20 protein-coding genes are annotated in these 16,215 nt (G+C 48.3%); 15 read left to right on the top strand and 5 right to left on the bottom strand.

Annotated features, from left to right (window positions below):
* The first annotated feature begins 48 nt into the window (after nucleotides 1-48).
* From Q0882_RS02425 to Q0882_RS02410, 4 genes are all read left to right on the top strand, one after another.
* Entirely contained in the window at nucleotides 49-657 is a 609-nt protein-coding gene (locus Q0882_RS02425; protein WP_299177547.1) for a tetratricopeptide repeat protein, read from the top strand.
* A gap of 39 nt (nucleotides 658-696) precedes the next feature.
* Nucleotides 697-954, top strand: a complete 258-nt coding sequence (locus Q0882_RS02420; RefSeq protein ID WP_299177545.1) for a hypothetical protein — start codon at nucleotides 697-699, stop codon at nucleotides 952-954.
* Between the two features lie 339 nt (nucleotides 955-1,293).
* A complete protein-coding gene (locus Q0882_RS02415; protein ID WP_299177542.1) occupies nucleotides 1,294-2,475 on the top strand; it encodes an acetyl-CoA C-acyltransferase family protein in 1,182 nt (393 codons plus the stop codon).
* A gap of 253 nt (nucleotides 2,476-2,728) precedes the next feature.
* Complete coding sequence (locus Q0882_RS02410) at nucleotides 2,729-3,505, top strand: alpha/beta hydrolase (protein ID WP_299178406.1); 777 nt, start codon at nucleotides 2,729-2,731, stop codon at nucleotides 3,503-3,505.
* A gap of 15 nt (nucleotides 3,506-3,520) precedes the next feature.
* Here the strand turns inward: Q0882_RS02410 and Q0882_RS02405 are convergent, their stop codons facing one another.
* On the bottom strand, nucleotides 3,521-3,865 hold the full coding sequence (locus tag Q0882_RS02405) for an antibiotic biosynthesis monooxygenase (RefSeq protein ID WP_299177540.1): 345 nt from the start codon (nucleotides 3,863-3,865) through the stop codon (nucleotides 3,521-3,523).
* Between the two features lie 229 nt (nucleotides 3,866-4,094).
* Between Q0882_RS02405 and Q0882_RS02400 the strand changes: the two genes are divergently transcribed.
* A complete protein-coding gene (locus Q0882_RS02400; RefSeq protein WP_299177537.1) occupies nucleotides 4,095-4,517 on the top strand; it encodes a hypothetical protein in 423 nt (140 codons plus the stop codon).
* Nucleotides 4,518-4,526: 9 nt separating this feature from the next.
* Here Q0882_RS02400 and Q0882_RS02395 read toward each other — a convergent pair whose 3' ends face one another.
* Nucleotides 4,527-4,940 carry an MmcQ/YjbR family DNA-binding protein gene (locus tag Q0882_RS02395; protein ID WP_299177534.1) on the bottom strand — a complete coding sequence of 138 codons (414 nt, stop codon included), beginning with the start codon at nucleotides 4,938-4,940 and terminating at the stop codon, nucleotides 4,527-4,529.
* 8 nt (nucleotides 4,941-4,948) lie between these two features.
* The gene (locus Q0882_RS02390) at nucleotides 4,949-5,224 is read right to left on the bottom strand and encodes a hypothetical protein (RefSeq protein WP_299177531.1); all 276 of its coding nucleotides are present in this window, start codon (nucleotides 5,222-5,224) and stop codon (nucleotides 4,949-4,951) included.
* A gap of 218 nt (nucleotides 5,225-5,442) precedes the next feature.
* Here Q0882_RS02390 and Q0882_RS02385 point away from each other — a divergent pair, with 218 nt between their 5' ends.
* From Q0882_RS02385 to Q0882_RS02365, 5 genes are all read left to right on the top strand, one after another.
* The gene (locus Q0882_RS02385; protein WP_299177529.1) at nucleotides 5,443-6,894 is read left to right on the top strand and encodes a hypothetical protein; all 1,452 of its coding nucleotides are present in this window, start codon (nucleotides 5,443-5,445) and stop codon (nucleotides 6,892-6,894) included.
* 221 nt (nucleotides 6,895-7,115) lie between these two features.
* Entirely contained in the window at nucleotides 7,116-7,325 is a 210-nt protein-coding gene (locus Q0882_RS02380; protein ID WP_286240059.1) for a cold-shock protein, read from the top strand.
* Between the two features lie 258 nt (nucleotides 7,326-7,583).
* Nucleotides 7,584-7,820 (top strand): hypothetical protein, encoded by a 237-nt coding sequence (locus Q0882_RS02375; RefSeq protein ID WP_299177524.1) that lies wholly within the window; start codon nucleotides 7,584-7,586, stop codon nucleotides 7,818-7,820.
* A gap of 5 nt (nucleotides 7,821-7,825) precedes the next feature.
* The gene (locus tag Q0882_RS02370; protein WP_299177521.1) at nucleotides 7,826-8,029 is read left to right on the top strand and encodes a hypothetical protein; all 204 of its coding nucleotides are present in this window, start codon (nucleotides 7,826-7,828) and stop codon (nucleotides 8,027-8,029) included.
* Between the two features lie 94 nt (nucleotides 8,030-8,123).
* Nucleotides 8,124-8,597 (top strand): peroxiredoxin, encoded by a 474-nt coding sequence (locus Q0882_RS02365; protein WP_299177519.1) that lies wholly within the window; start codon nucleotides 8,124-8,126, stop codon nucleotides 8,595-8,597.
* A gap of 107 nt (nucleotides 8,598-8,704) precedes the next feature.
* Here Q0882_RS02365 and Q0882_RS02360 read toward each other — a convergent pair whose 3' ends face one another.
* Nucleotides 8,705-8,944: a DUF2986 domain-containing protein gene (locus Q0882_RS02360; RefSeq protein WP_299177516.1), complete on the bottom strand. Its 240-nt coding sequence runs from the start codon at nucleotides 8,942-8,944 to the stop codon at nucleotides 8,705-8,707.
* Between the two features lie 155 nt (nucleotides 8,945-9,099).
* On the opposite strand from Q0882_RS02360, the gene Q0882_RS02355 reads away from it, so the two are divergent.
* The 3 genes from Q0882_RS02355 to Q0882_RS02345 all read left to right on the top strand — a co-directional run bounded on the left by Q0882_RS02355 (nucleotide 9,100) and on the right by Q0882_RS02345 (nucleotide 13,373).
* Nucleotides 9,100-9,807: a DUF445 domain-containing protein gene (locus Q0882_RS02355; RefSeq protein WP_299177513.1), complete on the top strand. Its 708-nt coding sequence runs from the start codon at nucleotides 9,100-9,102 to the stop codon at nucleotides 9,805-9,807.
* 175 nt (nucleotides 9,808-9,982) lie between these two features.
* Nucleotides 9,983-11,416 carry an aldehyde dehydrogenase family protein gene (locus Q0882_RS02350; protein ID WP_299177510.1) on the top strand — a complete coding sequence of 478 codons (1,434 nt, stop codon included), beginning with the start codon at nucleotides 9,983-9,985 and terminating at the stop codon, nucleotides 11,414-11,416.
* 259 nt (nucleotides 11,417-11,675) lie between these two features.
* On the top strand, nucleotides 11,676-13,373 hold the full coding sequence (locus Q0882_RS02345; RefSeq protein ID WP_299177507.1) for a methyl-accepting chemotaxis protein: 1,698 nt from the start codon (nucleotides 11,676-11,678) through the stop codon (nucleotides 13,371-13,373).
* A gap of 58 nt (nucleotides 13,374-13,431) precedes the next feature.
* On the opposite strand, the gene Q0882_RS02340 is transcribed toward Q0882_RS02345, so the two are convergent.
* Entirely contained in the window at nucleotides 13,432-14,367 is a 936-nt protein-coding gene (locus Q0882_RS02340; RefSeq protein WP_299177504.1) for a DMT family transporter, read from the bottom strand.
* An 87-nt stretch (nucleotides 14,368-14,454) separates the two neighbouring features.
* On the opposite strand from Q0882_RS02340, the gene Q0882_RS02335 reads away from it, so the two are divergent.
* Both Q0882_RS02335 and Q0882_RS02330 read left to right on the top strand, forming a co-directional pair.
* A complete protein-coding gene (locus Q0882_RS02335; RefSeq protein WP_299177502.1) occupies nucleotides 14,455-15,381 on the top strand; it encodes a LysR family transcriptional regulator in 927 nt (308 codons plus the stop codon).
* A 55-nt stretch (nucleotides 15,382-15,436) separates the two neighbouring features.
* Nucleotides 15,437-16,210 (top strand): hypothetical protein, encoded by a 774-nt coding sequence (locus Q0882_RS02330; protein ID WP_299177499.1) that lies wholly within the window; start codon nucleotides 15,437-15,439, stop codon nucleotides 16,208-16,210.
* Nucleotides 16,211-16,215: the final 5 nt, after the last annotated feature.

Raw genomic sequence — 16,215 nt, 5'->3', positions numbered from 1 at the left:
AAGATTAGGGAATACTGATTTAACTTAAAATCAGGTTTGGAATCATGGATGATTATGTACCGCAAACTACTCCTTATTACGTTTATTCTTCTCTCTCCACTCTCACACGCTTCAGAAACGCTGATCGAGAATCTTAAAAAAATTGATGCAACCGGGACCACTCCGAACGCCGCCTATAAGTTAGGCCGATTCTATCGGGAAGCCCCTGATGGTCAGCAGGATTGTGAAGCCTCTGTACGTTGGTTTACCCGCTCCGCTGATCTGGGGAGTGTCGATGCGATCAATGAACTCGGAAAAATCTACGGTAAAGGTTGCGGCACGGTTACCAAAGATTATAAAAAATCTGAAGCCTACCTCACCCAGGCAGCTGAACTGGGCCTGGATACAGCCCAGAACAATCTGGGGTTTCTGCTGATTCGTGGCTGGGGCGGTAATGGCCGTAAGCAGGAGGGGCTGAACTGGCTGCTTAAAGCCGCAGATCAAGGCTATGTGAGCAGCTATTTTAATCTGGGTTATGTTTATCATTACGGGCTTGCAGGTCGGACTGATCTGACAGCCGCAGAAACGTGGTACCAGAAAGCGGTACAGGGTGGACATAAAAAAGCCGGTAAGCATCTGGAAAAGCTACATAAGGATATACTGGCCTCACGTCACTGATGACAGGCTGCCGGGACTAAGCCAACTGGCTGACCGGCGTTGAATCTAAGGGGAACCGCAATCCGTATTGATAAAAAAGGGCTGCTGCTGGCGCGGATATTCAGCATCGCATTTGGATTGGCTTTTGCCAAAGCGATCTATGACGGTGGCTTCCACTACCATGCGATGGGATATGAGAAGGGCTATACGAGCGATTCCGCCCCGCTGAAGTTCTATTTATCTCTCGGCTGGTATTTTCTACTGTTTATCATTTCCACCTATTTTGGTTTTTTTGCCAAACGTGCTGACTCTGAATGAGGCGGGGGAGGAGGGTGCTGAGTTGGGGGCATCTACAGGCGTGTGAGGTGTGTCCCCTGCTTAAAAAGTGAGCAATCCGCTATATACTCTCCTTTTTTGTATGCTTCAGTACCCGGTTCTACCTTCTTGATCATTCCTTATTCCATATTTAACTAATGTTTGGGCAATATACTTTTGTTTGATTGTGATTTTTTTGCAACGCGGTGATATTGTGTTTTATTCGATTTGCCCAAAGTGGGTTTGAGCTCACTTAATCAAATAGATGGGACAAAATAGCCGGTAAGCCGTTTCAGTGTGAAGTTACGGGCGATACGATATAAATATCAGGAGTGATGAATCGTGACTAAAGAAGTTGTAGTTCTAAGTGCAGTACGTTCAGCCATTGGTGCATTTGGCGGTAGTTTAAGCTCAATGGAACCAGCGGAGCTGGCAGGTCAGGTAATGAAAGAGGCCGTCAACCGCTCGGGTGCTGACCCTGAGAAGATCAATTATGTAACGGTAGGTAACTGTATCCCTACCGAATCTCGTTATGCTTATGTTGCACGTGTTGCCGCTATTCAGGCAGGTCTGCCAATGGAATCGGTTGCGATGTCTGTAAACCGTCTGTGTAGCTCTGGTTTGCAGGGCATTGTAACAACTGCGCAGCAGATCATGCTGGGTGATTGTGACTACGGCGTTGGTGGTGGTGTAGAGGTGATGTCCCGTGGTGCTTACCTGTCTACAGCGATGCGTTCAGGTGCGCGTATGGGTGATACACAGATGCTGGACTCTATGGTTTCTGTACTGACAGATCCATTTGGTGCGGGCCACATGGGTATCACAGCTGAAAATCTGGCTGAAAAGTGGAACATCAGCCGTGAAGAGCAGGATGCGTTTGCTGTTGAGTCACAGCGTCGTGCAGCGGTTGCGATTGAAGAGGGTCGATTCAAGTCCCAGATCGTACCAATCGTACAGAAAACGCGTAAAGGCGAAGTGGTATTTGATACAGATGAACATGGTAAGCCGGGTGCGACTGTTGAAGGTCTGGCTAAAATGCGTCCAGCCTTCAAGAAGGATGGTACGGTAACAGCGGCAAATGCGTCAGGTATCAACGATGGTGCAGCGTTCTTCGTTCTGGCATCTGCAGAAGCGGCTGAAGCGGCAGGTCAGAAGCCAATCGCTAAGATCAAGTCTTACGCGGTAGCTGGTGTTGCAAATGACATTATGGGTGAAGGCCCAATCCCAGCAACTAAGCTGGCTCTGGAGAAAGCAGGTTTGGCTCTGGATGATATGGATGTAATCGAGTCCAACGAAGCGTTCGCTGCACAGGCTTTGGCAGTAGCGAAAGGTCTGGGTCTGGATATGGAGAAAACCAATCCAAACGGTGGCGCGATCGCTCTGGGTCACCCAGTAGGTTGTTCTGGTGCGTTCATTGCGACTAAAGCTGTTTACGAGCTTGAGCGTATCGAAGGCAAGTATGCTCTGGTAACCATGTGTATTGGTGGTGGTCAGGGTATCGCAGTTATCTTCGAACGCGTTTAATTGTTCTGATTAAATTCAGAATAGGGGTTTACTAAAACCCACAGGTTCAGATCTTGCGTTCTACCTACCGGTACAATGCAAGATCTGCCTCCTCCTCCCCCCCAGTTGTTCCTCGTTTTACCCTTCGATATTTGTCCTAATGACCTTCTGCCTGACTATCTGTTTCTCTGTATAGCGTTAACGCTTAGACTGTGAGCGATACAGCAGTGGTTGTATTAATGTGTCCTTTTCTGGGTAGAGCAGAATCAGAGTGATGAAAAAAACGGCTGTTAAACTTCTTTTTGTCGGTAGCCTCGGTTACGTGCTGCTCTGTGCCTTTCTCTATTTTTCTCAGGAGAGTCTGCTCTATTTTCCTAAAGAGCGGAGCATGACCGATCCTGCCCATACCTATCTGCTTGAGACAGAGGTGGGGCATACGGTGGTGACGACAGAGGTCAAAAATACTCGACAGGCGATCCTCTATTTTGGCGGCAACGCGGAGGATGTTTCGCAGCGATTAAGTGAGTTCAAGCAGACCTTTCCTGAGTACTCACTCTACCTGATGCACTATCGTGGCTATGGCGGGAGTGATGGTCAGCCCCGAGAAGAGTCGCTGTATCGGGATGCCCTGAAGCTTTATCGTAATGTGGAGCAGACTCATTCGGATATTGTGCTGATCGGGCGAAGTTTAGGCAGTGGTATTGCGACCCGGCTGGCCGCGCAGGTTTCACCCAGTCAACTGATCCTGGTGACGCCTTACAGCAGTATTGAAGATGTTGCTAGCGAGCGCTACTGGGGGATTCCGGTTTCGCTCCTGTTGAAGGATAAGTACCTCTCCTGGCGCTATGCCCAATCAGTGACAGCGCAGACAGCGATCTTTCTGGCGACCGATGACCCTGTGATCTCGTCCGCCAGTACCCTGAAACTGTTTGAGCATTTCCCCGCTGGTGTGGCGACTGTCTACCGGTTTGAGAATGAGGGCCACAACAGCTTCGCCAGTAAGCCCTATTATTTTCAACTGCTACGCGAACTGACCCGCAGGCAGAATTAACTTCAGGGCTACCGTTTAACCGTGCAGTGAACGGGAGTCGCTGGGGGCGTCTTCTCGCTGTGTATCAGAGTAATCACGTACCACCTCGGCCACCCTGATACGATAGGAACGGAACAGCTGATTTTTACCTGCACTTTGGGCGTTGCGATGTTCCATCAGATTGCGCCAGGCCTGAATTGAGGCCTCATCTCGCCAGAAGGAGAGGCTGAGTATCTTGTTCTCATCGACCAGACTCTGAAAGCGTTCTATCGAGATGAATCCGTCCCGGTCTTCAAGAAAGCTACGTAGCTTGGCCGCAATCGCGAGATACTCCTCTTTGCCCTCTGCGGTTGGGATCACTTCAAAAATAACTGCGTACATCGGAACACTCCCTGCGTGAATTTATCTTCAATATAGCGAAAGGGCGGAGCAAGGAATAATGAAAAATCGAGTTGTTTCGGTTCTGTAAAACAGAACTAATTTGCCGAAATTAACTTGCCTCAAGTCAATACCGGTCAAGCGTTGATAGTCTGTTACTTACCTGCGTTGCGCATATGGCGGGGAGAGTTTTACTCAGTTAACCGATGTTACCGACGGATCTGGATCGATTATGAAAAATGAAAGTAGAGCGCTGGCACTGGCTCCGTTGATAACACCGTTCGCCTTTGAGGTGTTTGCCTTCTATACGGGGATCTCTGGTTTTAATATGGATCAGGGTTTTTGGACCTTTATCGGCCTCTTTTTAGGGATGGCGATCGCAAGCATTCCGGTCGCCTATCTGTATATGTTCTTTCTGGGATATCGTTTCTATCGGCTGTTGGTGAAAAAGCAGCGGGTTAACTTTCTGACATTAACACTGGGCGGTATGTTTGTTGCCGACATCCCGATGTTACTGATCTGGCCGTTAGCAGAGGTGAGCGGCAGTATCAGTTTTTATCAGACTTTTCAGCTGTTCACTTTTGTCGGACTGATGATCGGTTTGAACTTCTGGTTATTGCTGAACTGGGATGAGCTGAAAGCCAAGGGACGCTAGTGCAGTCTGTTACCGGTAAAGCTGTTCAGGTGAATAGGCCAGTTCCAGCTGTAAGCGCTCTGCTTTCTTCAGCCCTTTTACCACCAGTCCGTAGGAGCGATCGATCAGTCGCTCAATCTCTTTTTCGGGCATTGAGTCGATCAATACGACACTGATCCAGTGCTTTTTTGACATATGGTAACCCGGCAGCACCTCTGGAAAGATATCCCGCAGCATAAAGGACTCTTCGGGATCACACTTCAGATTGATAAATGCCTCTCCAGCAAATTGGGTGCCCAGCTCTTTGCCTGTCCCGCCGCTGGTGGCGAGCAGGGCAAACATTTTGTTCTTGATTTTGAATACAGACACATCTGCACCGAAGGGGTATTCAAGCGTGGCCTCTGGAAGAGAGAGGCAGTAACGTTCAGCCTGCTTAAAATCCATAAAACACCTTAGCTTGGTTTCTCTTCTGGAAATAGTAACGCAATGGCCTGTTCTGAATCTGCAATCGGACAAAGACCATAAATGGAGGGGCGGGAGCAGGGTTTTGCACCGATTGATTCTGCAAACTCAACCGCTGCGGGAGAGAAGTAGACCTTAACGCTGCAGTGAAGGCTTCCATCGGATTCATGGCGATAAAAAGCAGCCATCTCCGGTGGGGCGTCTGAAGATTCAACTGCTAGACAAAAGTTCTCCGTCAGATCCTCTAAAGGTTCTGAGGCGAACATACCATCTCCGAGGTTTTTAGCGAACCAAGTTGTCATCTCTAATATCGTTCTGATTTGTTGTCTGACCTTTATACCTGCTTTTGAGTTGGGTGGCACTGTGACTGCATTAATTCACCCGGCTTTTCACCACTGCAGTCTGAGCCTTCGTTGTGCAATCAATCGCTTTAGCCCTGCAGTTTGCCGGAAATAGTCTAATCTGCCGTTATGGAGGAATCATTATGAAACGCCGTACACTGTTGACCGGTTTAGTTGCCAGCCCACTGGTTGGGTTTATGCCTGCTGTTACAGCAGGTGAACAGGCGGTTCTGGTGGCCCGGTTGGTGAATACCCCGCGGGAGCAGCTCACGGGATGGGTGGTAGAGGAGATTAAGAGTGGTCGGTTGCGAAAACCCGCGCTGATTAAAGCGCTATTAGCAGCGGGGGTGAGCCATATAGAACCGCGTCCGGTTGGTTTTAAGTACCATGCAGTGTTGATGGTTGATGCGGCGAGGCGCCTTTCAATACAGGGAGAGGGGGTAGCAAGCTGGATCCCTCTGTTATGGAATGTGGATTACTTTAAACATAGCCAGGCACGTAATCGTAATCTCTCCGGTTGGGTACTGGGCGCCACTCAGGAGGGGCTGCCTCCTCTGTCTGAAGCAGCAACGCTTTATCAACAGGGGATGAAGGAGCGGATCTGGTTACAAGCCGACCGGGCGATCACACGATTGGCGCGTTCTGGCAGTATGCATCAGGTCTTTGCACTGATGTTGGCGTGGGCGGTCAGGGATTTTCATTCTATCGGCCATAAGGCAATTCTGCTCGCTGGGGTGTGTCGAAGTCTGGAGTATTCTGGTTGGCGTGATAGTGAGATGATCCTGCGCGGTGTCACCTATGCCTTACTCGCTGATGGAAATCTATCTGCCGATACGCAGAATAATTGGTGGGAACAGGATTATCCGGCCAATCTTAAACTTGCCCGAGATATTCCTGATCACTCTTTCAGACCGGGAGCGGATAGCTCAGGGACAAGGGCTCTATTGGGGAGTTTACGGGCTGACGGGGTCGAACTGAATCGGCAGAGGGTTATTGAGCGCCTTAATCGGGGAATGCCACTTCAGGCGCTCTGGGATGCGGTATTTCTGGCCGCCGCTGATAGCGTCATGAACCGCCCGACTATACCGATGCTCCATACAGTGACGGTTACCCACGCACTTTATAGTCTGTGGCAAAGAGCTGCAGATCCGGTGTTGAGGCGGGTTATTCCACTACAGGCTGTCAGCTATGTTGTGCAGATGAAGCAGCAAAGAGGCGAGGGCGGTTGGAATGGACTGGATATTCTGGATTTTAGCGCGGAGCCTTCAACTGAGCGCAGTACGCTGCCATTAATCGAAAAGATTGGTGAATCACTGGGGTATGCGCCGCAAGACGCCCGCTTGCTACTGCAATCCTATCCTATGGAGGCTTGGCCGCAGTTAAAGCAGCAGTTGAACCGGTGGTTACTGTATAAATCCAACAAAGCGCATGACTTTAAATACGGTGCGGCGGTACTGGAAACCGTTGGTTGGCTCTCTCCTGAGTGGCGTGTCCCCTATCTGGCAGCAGCGTCACGGTTGCTGATGGGGCTGAATATGCCTGACAGCGTTGAGGGCCAGAAAATTGAGCAGTGGTTAGGTTCTGCATTTGGGTAAATCAGAGGATGGATCTGAAAATAAAAAATATAGTCTTTGACTTATTAGTAGGTTCTGTATATTGTTTGACCAGCTTGATGATTTATTCTCTATTTATGCACGTCATTTCGAAGTTTTATCTTAATTCCTCGTCCTGTTTTCATAAGTACAAAGTAAAAATTCCTGCAAAATCTGCCTTATTTAAGGCGCTTTAATTATTTCCGAAAATAGGATTAAAAATTATGTCTAATACAACGACTGGCACAGTTAAATGGTTCAACGATGAGAAAGGTTTTGGTTTCATCGAGCAGCAGTCTGGCCCAGATGTTTTCGCTCACTTCAGCGCTATCGCTGGTGACGGTTTCAAAAGCCTTCAGGAAGGCCAGCAGGTTGAGTTCTCTGTAACTCAGGGCCAGAAAGGTCCACAGGCTGAGAACATCCGTCCTCTATAAGTCTGTACCTATTAGTCCGATTCAATTTTGAATTGTGGCGAGATAGAGCATGGCGCCCGTCATGCTCTTTAAAAATTTATAAATACTTCTACAAAGCCCCGATCTTTAACCGCTTCTCCGCTTTTTTATTAAGTTTCTTCTGAATATTTTTATTGAAACTGTAGTTGCGCCGGTATTTTTTTAATTACCGATCTATTTTTTATAGAATATAAAATCTGAAAGATAATGGGTTTTCCGAAGTAAAGGGAGTTACCACTCATGCTGGAAAATCTTAATAATGACCTCTGTGTATCCAAATTTATGAGCAGAGACAGTGAGCAGTGGGCTTGTTATGAGCCAAATGCTTTTCAACCGCACGGCAAACGTCAAAGCTGGAAACGTATTACCGGTCTGATGTCGACCGAATCAATGCACCGCTATCTTGGGGAACATTATCCGGATCAACGGGTTGCCGATGAATTTACTTTAATTTCAACTCATACAAGAGCCTTTTGAAGTTTATGGATAAGTCTTTTCTGTTGCAGCGTATATCGATTTTTGCAGGTATCGAACTGGATCCGGCCAATGATCGCGCTGTGCAACAGTTGCTACGTGACAAATTCAACATCGCTCTGCCGCAGCGTCGCACACTGGATGAATCTTTAAAATCTGTCGCCAGTGATCACGAACTGGTGGGGCTGATTCTAAACTACCGATCGCTGTAGAGTTATTCCTGCGATAGAGGGTCCTCTAACCGACCGGATGATTGTCTGCTACAGTGGGTAGTTAACGACAGACAAACTATGCGTGGGTGTTCAGATGATCAAAGTAGGCGATAAATTACCGGATGTCAGTGTGACAACACTGCTCGCGGGAGAGAGCCAATCCGGTTCAATTAGTGAGCTTTTTGCGGGTAAACGGGTTGTTCTTTTTGCGTTGCCGGGTGCGTTTACTCCCACCTGTTCCGCATCTCACCTTCCCGGATACGTAGTCCATGCGGATCAATTCTTTGCAAAAGGAGTGGACATTATCGCGTGTCTCTCTGTAAACGATACCTTTGTGATGAAAGCATGGGCTGAGGCTCAGAATGCTGAGCTGATTACGATGGTTGCCGATGGCGGGGCTGAGCTGACTCAGGCGATGGGGCTGGAGATGAACACCGGAGGTTTCGGTGGCATTCGCTCGCAACGCTATGCGATGGTCATTGAAGATGGTGTAGTGACTGAGCTAAATGTTGAAGCACCCAAACAGTTTGAACGGAGCAGTGCAGAAACGATGCTGACACTGCTTTAAGTGTTAGATGACTTTTAAGAGAAGGGGCTTATCGCCCCTTTTTTGGTTTTGCCACACCGGCAATGGTTTAATCGCTGCTAACTCTTTTTAAGCCAGGTGGTGAGCATTTAAGTAGCGCTGCCATCAGATGACGAGTTGCCCGCTGGGGCGTCAGTTTGATCCCTGTCAGCTTTAGCGATATAGCGTGGCTTACTGCTTTTAGGTGCCAGTTTCGCTTTTGATTTTTTTAGCTTTTTAGTCAGGATCTGCTTAATCTTCTTTTTACGGTTCATCTGAAGGTCCGGTAGGTTAAGCGGCACATTATAGAGCCTTTCGTGGTTACGTTGTGAAAAAATAGGCCAGTTCATTTAGTCGATATACCGGTGATCCACCTGAATAAATGCCAAATCAGGCCCTTGAGCTGTCGATCCATTCTGTTGTTATCAAGTTTGAATTTTCAGGGGTTTTAATCTCAGCCAGTGGCTTATATGATGGCGTCGAATTGAATAAGAGAGTTATCGGGATGAACAAGAGTCTCCTCACCAATCTACTTGCTTTTGTGGCGTTCTCTGCTGGGATGATTGCGGATGATGACACCTTACTGACGATCGGGTTATTTGCCCTGTCAGGGGCGCTGACTAACTGGTTAGCGGTACATATGTTGTTTGAAAAGGTTCCAGGGCTGTATGGTTCAGGGGTCATTCCTGCGCGGTTTGAAGATTTTAAGCGTGGCATCAAGTCTCTGATGATGGAGCAGTTCTTTACTGAGGAGAATATTGAACGTTTTCTGAGTGCTGAGAATGGGCGCCAACCTGATCTGCACCTTGCGCCGGTGATTGAGAAAGTCGATTTCTCACCCACCTTCGATTCCCTGATTGAAGTTATCCAGAACTCATCCTTTGGCGGCATGTTAGCGATGGTCGGTGGTACTGAGGTGCTTGAGCCTTTACGAGAACCCTTTGTCGATAAGATGAAGAGCTCTATTGAGGATATGACCCGTGATGAGAAGTTTGTCACTATGCTGCGCGATGAGCTGGAAAGCCCGGATGTGATGGCAGAGATGCGGGTGAAGGTTGAAGTGATTGTACAGCAGCGTTTAGATGAGCTAACCCCTCAACTGGTAAAAGAGATTGTTCAGACTATGATTCGTGAGCATCTGGGATGGTTGGTTGTCTGGGGTGGAGTGTTTGGTGGAGTGATCGGATTGATCGCCTCTATGCTGGGTATTTAAAACCAATGAGCTTTGTGGAAGCCGCTTAAAGCGGCTTTTTTTATAGCTATATTTTGATACTTTTAGGCCTGTTTTTAGATCGTTTTTGTATCAATAGTATCTGGTCTTCTCAATCTAATTATGTAATGGTATTCCCTTATAAGGGTCATAATAAAATTACAAGGGTGCTTTCTATATGCATAACCTACAGAAATTCTTTATCAACGGTGAATGGGTCGAGCCAAAGGGTAGCGAAGTCTTGGATGTCTTAAATCCGGCGACCGATGAGGTGGTTTCACAGATCCGTTTAGGTAACCGTGATGATGTTGAATCAGCGGTAGCCGCTGCGGTTGATGCGTTTCAAACTTTCAGTCTGAGCAGTAAAGAGGAGCGTATCGCTCTGCTTGAGCGGATTGTTGAGTGTTACATGTCTCGCCTTGATGATCTGGCCTTAGCCACTACTGAAGAGATGGGGGCTCCGATTGAGTTTTCCCGCCAGGCACAGGTGATGGCTGGTTTAGGCCATATCAAAGTTGCTCTGAGTGTTTTGAAAAAGACGGATTTCACGGAAGTGGTGGGCACTACAACCATCGTGAAAGAGCCTGTGGGTGTGTGCGGTATGATCACACCGTGGAACTGGCCTTTGAATCAGATTACCTGCAAGGTCGCTCCTGCGATCGCAGCGGGGTGCACAATGGTGCTGAAACCCAGTGAGGTAGCCCCTCGTACAGCGCATATTTTTGCAGAGATCCTGGCTGAAGCGGGTCTTCCTGCGGGCGTTTTCAATCTGGTAGATGGAGACGGGCCGACGGTGGGTGCAGCTCTGAGTGCTCATCCACAGATCGATATGATCTCATTTACTGGCTCTACTCAGGCTGGTAAGCAGGTCTCTATCGCTGCTGCGGAAAACTTGAAGAAGGTATCACTGGAGTTAGGTGGCAAGTCAGCCAATATCATTCTGGATGATGCTGATTTTGCAAAAGTGATCAAGCGTAGCGTTAAGGGCGTGATGGGTAACACGGGTCAATCCTGTAATGCGCAAACTCGTTTGCTGGTACCGGAAAATCGTTTGGCGGATACGATTGAGATTGCCAAAGCTGCTGCGGAATCTGTTGTCACCGGTGATCCTATGGCGGAAGGGACCGCAATGGGCCCTGTGGTATCTAAACTGCAGTGGCAACGTGTACAGGCATTGATCCAGAAGGGAATCGATGAGGGTGCGCAACTGGTCGCTGGTGGTACAGGCTCCCCTGAAGGCCTGGAACAGGGCTGCTTTGTTAAACCAACAGTGTTTGCTAATGTCACTCCTGAGATGACGATTGCGCGAGAAGAGATTTTTGGCCCTGTTGTTAGCATCATGACCTATAAAGATGAAGAGGACGCGATTGCGATAGCCAATGACAGCATCTACGGCTTATCAGGAGGCGTCTACTCTGCTGATCTTGATCGTGCGAAAGCGGTTGCTGCGCGTATGCGCACAGGTATGATTCATCTTAACGGCGCACCCGCTGATGCCAGAGCGCCGTTTGGGGGTTATAAACAGTCCGGTAATGGTCGTGAATGGGGTCATTACGGTGTTGAAGAGTTCATGGAAACTAAATCTATGATGGGCAGCGTTCCAAAACAGTAAGCTGTTCTTAGTGGATTATTAAAGGGAGCGTTCAGCTCCCTTTTTTGTTGTCTGAATTATCTGATCAGTAGCGTTGGATCCCGTGTTTATTGTGGGAGGCATCCAGTTGTTGTCATTGCCTATTAATATCGTTCTGTTATATTTTCCATAGAATTAGGTCTAAATTGATAATCTTACAAATAACCATTTGTTTTTAAAGGTTATTTGTAAGGTTTTATGAGTCGGCTTCAGAGAGTTGCCTCTAGCACATGGAGTGAATATGCAGTTCATAACTACCCTTAAAATTTCTGCTCGGATCTATCTTCTGGCGGCAATAAACCTCATATTAATTGCACTGATTGGGGGCGTTGCTCTTTTTCAGATGAATAAGATCGGTATTGAGTTAATTGATATTGCAGAAGAGGATATTCCTATCTCCAATGCACTCTCAAATGTGACTCAACATCAGTTAGAGCAAAGTATTCTTTTTGAGCGTAGTTTAGCGTTAGCGCTGGCCAGCCAGTTAACAAATGAGGGTAACGGCCAGATCGAGAAGGTTGTGGATGCATTTAACTCCATCTCTATGAAAGTCTCAAATGAGTTAGTGGCGATTGAGACCCTTGTTGCGGATGCGGTGCAGAAGACTCATTCGGTTGAGGTGGAAGAACAGTTTAGATCTCTGCTGCAAACCGTTAAAAATATCAGTATTGAGCACAAAGCCTATGAGCAGAAAGCTCAGTTGCTACTCAATCAAGTTCGTCAGGGCGATGTGCTTCAGATTATGGGGGCAACAGATGAGGTTATTGCCCTGGAAGATAAGATTGACCATGAACTGGTGGATGCTCTGGCTCAGATTCAGACGTTCACACTGGAAGCGACACGCCGTGCAGAGCATGATGAGATAGCGGCTCAGAATATGATCTCTGCAATATTTATTGCTGCGCTTATTATAGGGTTGTTGGTAGCCGCATTATTAGCGCGTGCAATCACCCAGCCGATTGAAGAGATCCGTGATCAGCTGCAGAAACTATCGGGCAGTGATGGTGATCTGACCGTAAGGTTACCCGTTTCAGGTCCAAGGGAGACCGCTGAAACTGCTCAGGCATTCAATACACTGATGGCCAAGCTGGCTAAGATGATCGTTACGATTCGGGGTAGCTCTGATAGTCTGGTTCAGCGTTCCGAAAACAGTGTGGTGGTTATGGAAGCGACCCGTGATCTGGTACAGCAGCAGATGCGTGAAACGCATGATGTCGCATCGTCTGTGGCTGAGATGAGTGGAAGCGTGGCTGAGGTTGTGCAATCAACGGAAGGGGCTGCGTCTCTGGGGCAAGAGGTGCTGTCTAAGGTGCAGGTCGGGAAGCAAGCGGCTGAGCAGAGTCAGAATGTGATTTTACGACTCAGTCAGGATGTGGAAAGTGCAACCGAGGAGCTTAAAAGCCTGGCAGAAGAGACAAACCGAATTGGTGAGGTTCTGGGAGGCATTCGTGGGATCGCCGAACAGACAAATCTCTTGGCGTTAAATGCGGCAATCGAGGCTGCCCGAGCTGGGGAATCTGGTCGTGGCTTTGCTGTTGTTGCTGATGAGGTGCGGGCATTATCGCAGCGAACTCAGTCATCCACTGAGGATATCCAAGAGCTGCTCGAAAATCTGCAAGGTGGTACTTTAAGTGCGGTAGAAGCGATGCAGAGAGGCCGTACTAATGCGGATATGTGTATCGAACAGGCGCATAAAACAGCCACTGAATTAACCGCCGCCAGCAGTGCCGTCGAGGGTATCGCTACGATGAATTCGCAGATCGCGGCGGCATCGGAACAACAATCTCAGGCTGTGTCCGATATCCATAACAATATCTCAGCGATCTCTGAATATGCTGATCGCACCAACAGCAGTGCCGAGCAGACAGCAGAAGAGAATGGACGGATTAGCCAGGAACTGTCCCAGTTGAATGAGATGCTTTCTGAACTTAAAACTTAATATGAAAAAGGGCTGTTGGTTATCCAGCAGCCCTTTTTCATCTGATCAGGTGGGTGATCTACCTCGATAGAGAGAGAGCTGCCCGAGAGTTGCTAAACTTCGATAGCGGAACAGTTAACAGAAGTAATGCGAGTGTAATCACCATAGAGGCCCCCACCTCTCCCGAGGAAAGGGAGCCCTGTAGCCAGATGGTCTGTTGAATCATGACCAGTACAGGCAAAGCGTAATGCCATCCTCCCATCTCAACGGTATTCAGTGTATGAGCGGCATACTGGTAGAGAAACATCGGTATCGCGGTGCAGATAATACCGATCCAGATCAGAACGAACCATCCATTGAGATCAGGCACTGAGGTGTCGATCAGACCCAGATTAAATACACTGCTGATACAGGTCATCATCAGCATAATGATGCCTGAGAGCAGCAGTATCCAAAAACTACGCCAAAGTAGTGGCATACCGCTACCGAAATTCTTGATAAGCGCAGGGTTTGCAGTAAATAGCAGGCAGCTGAGGCAGTAGATCAACAACCAGCTATCTATCTGTGTATCTCCAAGATTCGTACTCCCACGGGATAGGGCCAGATAAACTGCGGCAGATGCCCCCAGAAACATTGCGATAATGATCTGGAGCGATGCATTCTGCTTGCGGAGAAAGCCAACCAATACCGGTGTCAGTGGTGCCACGGTAAACAGCACCGCGAGCACAACGGGCGACTGTGTTTTAGCCGCGCTGAATGTGGATATGAAGTACAGCGCTAAGGGGGCTGCCAGCAACAGGATTCTCCACCATTCACTGCCCTTCGGTAGTGAGGGCAGCCTCTGTTTCGTGAAGATGTAAATCAGGAACAGAACGGCACTGGCTATCCAGAATCGGGACAATACGGTCATAAGCGGGTCTACTCTGTCGGCCAGCCAAGTGGCCAGAGGATAAGAGCTACTGATAACGAGAAGGTAGAGTAGAGTTGCTGAGCGCGCTTGAGTGACAGTTGCCATATTGATCCTTTATCTAAGTGTATGACGGATAATGGCTGAAAAGTTGATATAATTAAATTGCATTTAATTAATTGGTGTATTCATTATATGCATACTAATCTTCATCAGATCGATCTGAACCTGCTCAGGCTGTTTGCCTGCCTATGGAAAAGCCAGTCAGTCTCTAAAACCGCAGAGATGTTGCATCTTTCACAGCCTGCGACCAGCCATGCACTTAAACGCCTTCGGAAGCAGTTAGGAGACCCACTGTTTTCGCTGCAGGATGGCAAAATGCTTCCCAGTCTGCGTGCTCAGCAACTGGCCGAACCGATTCTCAGTGCGCTGAAACTATTAGATGATGCGATCAGTGATAGTGGACGTTTTGATCCCTGTGCGGATGAGCGTATCTTCAGAATCGCTTCTAATCCCCATTTTGAGTTAGTGGTATTGCCACAGTTAATTAAGTTAGCACGGGAGCAGGATTGGCGTGTCAGCTTCGTGATGAAACTGCAGCCGGATAATCCACGTGAGGCTTTACTGTCGGGGCAGTTAGACCTGATTACCGGGATTGCCAACTGGCCCGGAGAGCCTCTGGACCTGAAGCGTACCTTCTGGGGGCAGGAGCGTTTCGGTGTTTTGGCAAACCATCGTCATCCGATTGTTAATGAGCCATTTGCCCGATTAAAAGATTTTGCCAGCTACCCTCAGGTGAGAATCACAATGCTTGGTGATGGTCAGGGCTATATCGATCACTATCTTTCAAAACATGGGCTTAAACGGGATGTAGCGTTAACGGTCAATGGGTTCGGCGCCACCACGCGAATCCTGATGGAAACCGATTGGATTGTGCCTGTTTCGGAACGCGTGGCCCAGCATTATGTAACCGACCAGCTCACCTGGGTGCCGCTAGAGGAACCTAATCATGAGATCTATCTAACTGCATACTGGCACCCACTTCAGAGTGTCGATGTTGGAGTGCGCTGGTTGATCGATCAATTTCGCCACTGCCTCAAAGAGGAGGCCTGTGATCGATGAGTGCTATGCTTTCTAGCATGATCGCTCTTCTTGTTTACTTTTATGGTGGTTGGTTATGAAAATGCTCTGTCGAATTGTCCTGCTCTTTTTAAGTCTCTCACTGCCTACGATTGCGTTTGCGGAAACTCATAAGGATGCAACGATCCATAAGATCGAACAGGCCCTTAAAGGGAGTGTTCGCACGGAGGCTGATAAACAGCGCGATAGTCGGCGTAAGCCGCTGGAGACCTTGACCTTTTTTGGTTTGAAAGAGGATATGCGCGTCCTTGAGCTGTTTCCGGGAGGCGGCTGGTATACCAAAATTCTCGGTAGCGTTCTGAAGGAGAAAGGTGAGTTACATCTGGCGATGGGACTCAACTTTATGGATGAAACCGTGAAGATCTGGGGGCAGGGGCACCTCCGTTATGTGAGTGATGACAATCATATCTGGCAGCGTTCACGAATGCATAAGTTCATTCGTTTTTACGACAAAATTGAGTTTGGCCTTACTGATCTGGATATGGTGCTTACCTTCAGAAATATGCACAACATGACGCCACAAAGTCGGATGCTGCTGAATCATGAGGTTTTTAAATCGCTGAAGCCTGGCGGAATTTACGGTGTGATCGACCATACCCGTCGTCATATGGAACCCTATGCTGTAGAGCGCTGGCGCCGTGTGGATCCGGTCAGAATTATTAAAGAGGCACTGGATGCCGGATTTGAGTTGGAGGCCTGGTCGGATCTGCATGCTCGGGCAGAGGATGGCCTTATCTATGACTCGGTTCACCCCTCTATCGATAAGTTCAGCGACCGTTTTACCCTGAAATTTCGTAAGCCTGTCGAATAGGTGGG

Origin of the sequence: uncultured Neptuniibacter sp. (assembly GCF_947498015.1) — a bacterium.
GTDB lineage: Bacteria > Pseudomonadota > Gammaproteobacteria > Pseudomonadales > Balneatricaceae > Neptuniibacter.
This window is presented reverse-complemented; position numbering and strand designations above follow the sequence as displayed.

Coding starts and splice junctions, on each gene's coding strand:
- Q0882_RS02425 (WP_299177547.1), top strand. CDS start 49: ATGATTATGTACCGCAAACTACTCCTTATTACGTTTATTCTTCTCTCT.
- Q0882_RS02410 (WP_299178406.1), top strand. CDS start 2,729: ATGAAAAAAACGGCTGTTAAACTTCTTTTTGTCGGTAGCCTCGGTTAC.
- Q0882_RS02405 (WP_299177540.1), bottom strand. CDS start 3,865: ATGTACGCAGTTATTTTTGAAGTGATCCCAACCGCAGAGGGCAAAGAG.
- Q0882_RS02400 (WP_299177537.1), top strand. CDS start 4,095: ATGAAAAATGAAAGTAGAGCGCTGGCACTGGCTCCGTTGATAACACCG.
- Q0882_RS02395 (WP_299177534.1), bottom strand. CDS start 4,940: ATGGATTTTAAGCAGGCTGAACGTTACTGCCTCTCTCTTCCAGAGGCC.
- Q0882_RS02390 (WP_299177531.1), bottom strand. CDS start 5,224: ATGTTCGCCTCAGAACCTTTAGAGGATCTGACGGAGAACTTTTGTCTA.
- Q0882_RS02385 (WP_299177529.1), top strand. CDS start 5,443: ATGAAACGCCGTACACTGTTGACCGGTTTAGTTGCCAGCCCACTGGTT.
- Q0882_RS02380 (WP_286240059.1), top strand. CDS start 7,116: ATGTCTAATACAACGACTGGCACAGTTAAATGGTTCAACGATGAGAAA.
- Q0882_RS02375 (WP_299177524.1), top strand. CDS start 7,584: ATGCTGGAAAATCTTAATAATGACCTCTGTGTATCCAAATTTATGAGC.
- Q0882_RS02370 (WP_299177521.1), top strand. CDS start 7,826: ATGGATAAGTCTTTTCTGTTGCAGCGTATATCGATTTTTGCAGGTATC.
- Q0882_RS02365 (WP_299177519.1), top strand. CDS start 8,124: ATGATCAAAGTAGGCGATAAATTACCGGATGTCAGTGTGACAACACTG.
- Q0882_RS02360 (WP_299177516.1), bottom strand. CDS start 8,944: ATGAACTGGCCTATTTTTTCACAACGTAACCACGAAAGGCTCTATAAT.
- Q0882_RS02355 (WP_299177513.1), top strand. CDS start 9,100: ATGAACAAGAGTCTCCTCACCAATCTACTTGCTTTTGTGGCGTTCTCT.
- Q0882_RS02350 (WP_299177510.1), top strand. CDS start 9,983: ATGCATAACCTACAGAAATTCTTTATCAACGGTGAATGGGTCGAGCCA.
- Q0882_RS02345 (WP_299177507.1), top strand. CDS start 11,676: ATGCAGTTCATAACTACCCTTAAAATTTCTGCTCGGATCTATCTTCTG.
- Q0882_RS02340 (WP_299177504.1), bottom strand. CDS start 14,367: ATGGCAACTGTCACTCAAGCGCGCTCAGCAACTCTACTCTACCTTCTC.
- Q0882_RS02335 (WP_299177502.1), top strand. CDS start 14,455: ATGCATACTAATCTTCATCAGATCGATCTGAACCTGCTCAGGCTGTTT.
- Q0882_RS02330 (WP_299177499.1), top strand. CDS start 15,437: ATGAAAATGCTCTGTCGAATTGTCCTGCTCTTTTTAAGTCTCTCACTG.